Consider the following 4,001-nt stretch of genomic DNA (forward strand, 5'->3'; position numbering starts at 1 on the left):
GATCACCGGGATTGACCTGGATGTGGTCCGCCCGCAATCCCTCGTCCTTCTGGCTGTTGATGAACCACTGCACCTGTTTTGGCGGCCAGCGGCTCTCGTCGATCTGCAGCTCCCGCATCACCCGCTTGACCAGCCGCAGCTGGTCGTCGCTGTCGAGCACCTGGAAGTTCTCCGGCAACCCGGCATCCTGCCAGTGGGACCGCAACAGGCGATGGGCAATGCCGTGGAAGGTGCCAAACCACAGCCCCCGGGCCGGAATGTTCATCATTTGCTCAATGCGGTAGCGCATCTCCCTGGCGGCCTTGTTGGTGAAGGTCACCGCCAGGATGCCCGTCGGCGGCACCCCGTCCACCTGCATCAGCCAGGCAATCCGGTGCACCAGCACCCGGGTCTTGCCACTGCCGGCCCCCGCCAACACCAGCAGGTGATCGTTCTGGGCAGTCACGGCCTCGCGCTGGGCATCGTTGAGGGTATCGATAATGTGGGAGACATCCATAGAGAGCGTCCGTCCGGTACTGGCTATTTAAACAGGCCTGGGATTATAGCAGGAGAGAAAACAGGTTTCTGGTCCGAACCCCAATGGGACGGGCGCGAGCCCGGCAAGGCCCTTCCCTGCCGGGGTATACGGCTTCGCCAGGTGACCGGGACGGACGGTCACTGGCCCCGCGGAATGGTTTGCGGCTCAACGAACTCGAACAGTCCCTCGACACCGCCCTCGCGACCAATTCCGGATGCCTTCATGCCGCCAAAGGGCGCCTCCGGTGTCGGCCCGGTACCGGTGTTCCAGCCCACATGGCCAAAGCGCAGGCCCGCCGCCACCCGCTGGGCACGTTCGGCATCCGCGGTGAACAGGTAGGACGCCAGGCCAAATTCAGTGTCGTTGCCGGCGGCCACCACCTCCTCCTCGGTACGGAAGCTGGCCATGGGCACCAGCGGCCCGAAGGTCTCCTCCCGGTAACAGGCCATCTCCCGGGTGACCCCGGACACCACCGTGGGCGGGTAGAACAGATCGCCCCCCAGGCTGCCGGGGTCCGGACCGGCCACCAGCTGGCCGCCCTTGTCCAGCGCGTCCTGGACGTGGCGACGGACCTTGTCGAACCCGGCCTGGTTGATCAGCGGGCCGATGTTCACGCCCTCGGACATGCCATCGCCCACCGTCATCCGGTTGACCCGCTCGGCCAGCTTCTCGCCGAAACGGGTCATGACGTCCTCGTGCACGAAGATCCGGTTGGCGCAGACGCAGGTCTGACCGCCGCCGCGGAACTTGTTGGCGATCAGGTTATCCGCCGCGGCGTCCAGGTCGGCATCGGCAAACACGATAAAGGGGGCATTGCCGCCCAGTTCCAGTGCCAGCTTCTTGACCTGGTCGGCGGTATCGACAAGCAGCTTGCGGCCCACTTCGGTGGAGCCGGTGAACGACAGCATGGGTACATCCGGGCTCTCACACAACACCTTGCCAATGACGCTGGCCTTACCCATCACCAGGTTCACCATGCCGTCGGGGATGGAGGTCTGCTCTGCCATCAGGGTAAACAGGGCGATCATGGTCAGCGGGGTTTCACTGGCGGGCTTGATCACCGACGGACAGCCTGCCGCCAGGGCGGCGGACAGTTTCTTGGCAATCATCCCGATGGGGAAGTTCCAGGGGGTGATCAGACCGGCCACGCCAATGGGCCGGTAATGCACCGTCCAGCTGCAGTTGCGGGGCTTCTCCGGCAGGGTATGCGGTTCCAGGGCGCTGATGTGCAGGCTGCAATAGTCAAAGAAACCGGCGGCGTACTCCACCTCGCCCTTGGCCTCGGCCAGGGGCTTGCCGTGCTCCAGGCACAGGATCCGGCCTACCTCGTCGCTGTTGGCCCGGAGGGCGTCACGGATTTCCTCCAGCCACCGGCGTCGGGTGTCCACCGAATACGGCTGCATCAGCTGGAGGGCCCGGCAGCCCGCCGCCACCGCCTGTTCCACATCGGCGGCGGTCATGGAACTGACCTTTGCCAGGCACTCGCCGTTGGCGGGGTTGTAGACGTCAAAGGTCGCACCATCGGCCGCGTCCACCCACTGGCCATCCACATAACCGTTAAACGTTTTCAGCAATGGGGACTCAATCATCTCGGCTCCTTTCTGTCTCTGGCGCCTGGCTGTCGCTGACACCCGGCGCCCATGCCTGCCGGCCAAAACTGGCCATTCCAGGCATTCATAGTGGCCCCGGATCGGGTCACTGTAAAGCAGCCCGGCAAGGACTCCCGCAAGGCCGCACCTTGACCGGCCGCCTATACTCGATGGTAGACGAAGCAGGAGGTCAGACGATGAAAGCGTTCTTCCACCCATCCCAGGATCTGCACACCCCCAAGAGCTACTTCACCCGGGGCCAGATGCGCCAGCCCCAGGAAGTGCCCGACCGGACCGGGCAAATGCTCGAGGGGCTCAAGGCCATGGCGGTCCCGGTGCTGACCCCAGCGGATCAGGGCGCCGGCAGCATCGCCCGGGTCCATGACCTGGGTTACCTGCGGTTCCTGGAATCCGCCCACCGCCGCTGGACCGCCATGGGGGAAGACTGGGGTGACGAGGTGATGTCCAACATCTTTGTCCGGTCGCCCAACCCGATGCGCAGCATCCTGGCCGAGGCCGCCCGCTACCTGGCAGACGGCAGCTGCCCGATCGGCGCCAACACCTGGGAGGCCGCCTACTGGTCGGCCCAGACCGCCCTCGGTGCCGCCGACGCGTTGATGGCCGGCGAGCGCACCAGCTATGCGGTATGCCGGCCGCCGGGGCACCATGCCCGCCGGGACGCCGCCGGCGGCTTCTGCTACCTGAACAACGCCGCCATTGCCGCGGAACGGCTTACCGCCCGCTTCCCGCGGGTGGCGATCCTGGATACCGACATGCACCACGGCCAGGGCATCCAGGAAATCTTCTATCACCGCAGCGACGTGCTGTACGTCTCCATCCACGGCGACCCCACCAACTTTTACCCGGTGGTCAGCGGCTATGAGGAAGAACGGGGAGAGGGGGACGGCCTGGGCTACAACATCAACCTGCCCATGCCCCACGGTTCGTCGGAAGAGGACTTCTTCGCCCGGCTGGACGAGGCGTTAACGGCAATTCGACTGTACCAGCCCGACGCCCTGGTGCTCACCCTGGGCTTCGATATCTACCATAACGATCCCCAAGCCAAGGTGTCGGTGAGTTCGGAAGGGTTCGGACGCCTGGGCGACCAGGTTCGCCGGGCCGCCCTGCCCACCCTGGTGGTGCAGGAAGGCGGCTACGACCTGGAGGCGCTGAACGAGAACGTTCAGCGATTCTTCGAGGGCCTGGGCATCTGAGCCCAGACAGGGTTACGCCCCGGGGGCATAGACCTTGACGTTCTGGAAGCCTTCCGCCTTGAGATGGCCGGCGTGCATCCGGCTCATCGAGCCGCGATCGCAGTACAGCAGGTACTGACGATCCTTGGGCAGTTGGCCGATCTGCTGGTTGAGTTCGTAGAACGGGATCTGCAGCACCTCGTTGTTGGTGAGCACCAGCGGGGCCCGCTCGCCCTCGGAGGGATGGCGGACGTCGATGATGACGTCGTCGACGCCGGGGGTCTGCACCAACTCCACCTCTTCCGGGGTGGTCAGGGTTTCCATCAGATCCGCCACGGCGGTCTCGGTACGCTGTGCCACCGCCCGCTGCAGCACCGCCGGGTCCATCTGGGCCTCGTCGTGCGTCACCCGGTCCAGCTTGGCGCGGGTGGCCGGCTTCTGGGAGATCACCCCGCAGTATTCGGGCATGGTGCGGGCAAACGACTCGGTGCCGATGTCCCGGGCCAGCTTGATGATCTGCTCCTTGTCCATGGCGATCAGCGGCCGCAGCACCACCTGCTCGCTGGCCCGGTCCACCACGTTGAGGTTGGTCAGGGTCTGGCTGGACACCTGGGCCACCGCGTCCCCCATCACCAGCCCCTCGGTATTCTGGCCCTCGGCGATGGCGGAGGCCGCCCGCAGCATCTCCCGCTTCAGCACCAC

At 65.5% G+C, this 4,001-nt stretch carries 4 protein-coding genes; 1 reads left to right on the forward strand and 3 read right to left on the reverse strand.

Features of this window, described 5'->3' with window-relative positions; all coding sequences use genetic code 11:
* Together R3175_RS17865 and R3175_RS17870 are read right to left on the reverse strand one after the other, a co-directional pair.
* Window positions 1–496 (reverse strand): UvrD-helicase domain-containing protein (locus R3175_RS17865; protein WP_318945700.1); only part of this gene is annotated, 496 nt, incomplete at its 3' end.
* Window positions 497–654: 158 nt separating this feature from the next.
* Complete coding sequence (locus R3175_RS17870; protein WP_318945701.1) at window positions 655–2,106, reverse strand: NAD-dependent succinate-semialdehyde dehydrogenase; 1,452 nt, start codon at window positions 2,104–2,106, stop codon at window positions 655–657.
* Between the two features lie 197 nt (window positions 2,107–2,303).
* Between R3175_RS17870 and R3175_RS17875 the strand changes: the two genes are divergently transcribed.
* On the forward strand, window positions 2,304–3,320 hold the full coding sequence (locus R3175_RS17875) for a histone deacetylase family protein (RefSeq protein ID WP_318945702.1): 1,017 nt from the start codon (window positions 2,304–2,306) through the stop codon (window positions 3,318–3,320).
* A 12-nt stretch (window positions 3,321–3,332) separates the two neighbouring features.
* Here R3175_RS17875 and thiI read toward each other — a convergent pair.
* The coding region (gene thiI, locus R3175_RS17880; RefSeq protein WP_413231794.1) for a thiazole biosynthesis protein at window positions 3,333–4,001 on the reverse strand (669 nt) is incomplete at its 5' end.

The organism is Marinobacter sp. (genome assembly GCF_033722735.1).
Classification (GTDB): domain Bacteria; phylum Pseudomonadota; class Gammaproteobacteria; order Pseudomonadales; family Oleiphilaceae; genus Marinobacter.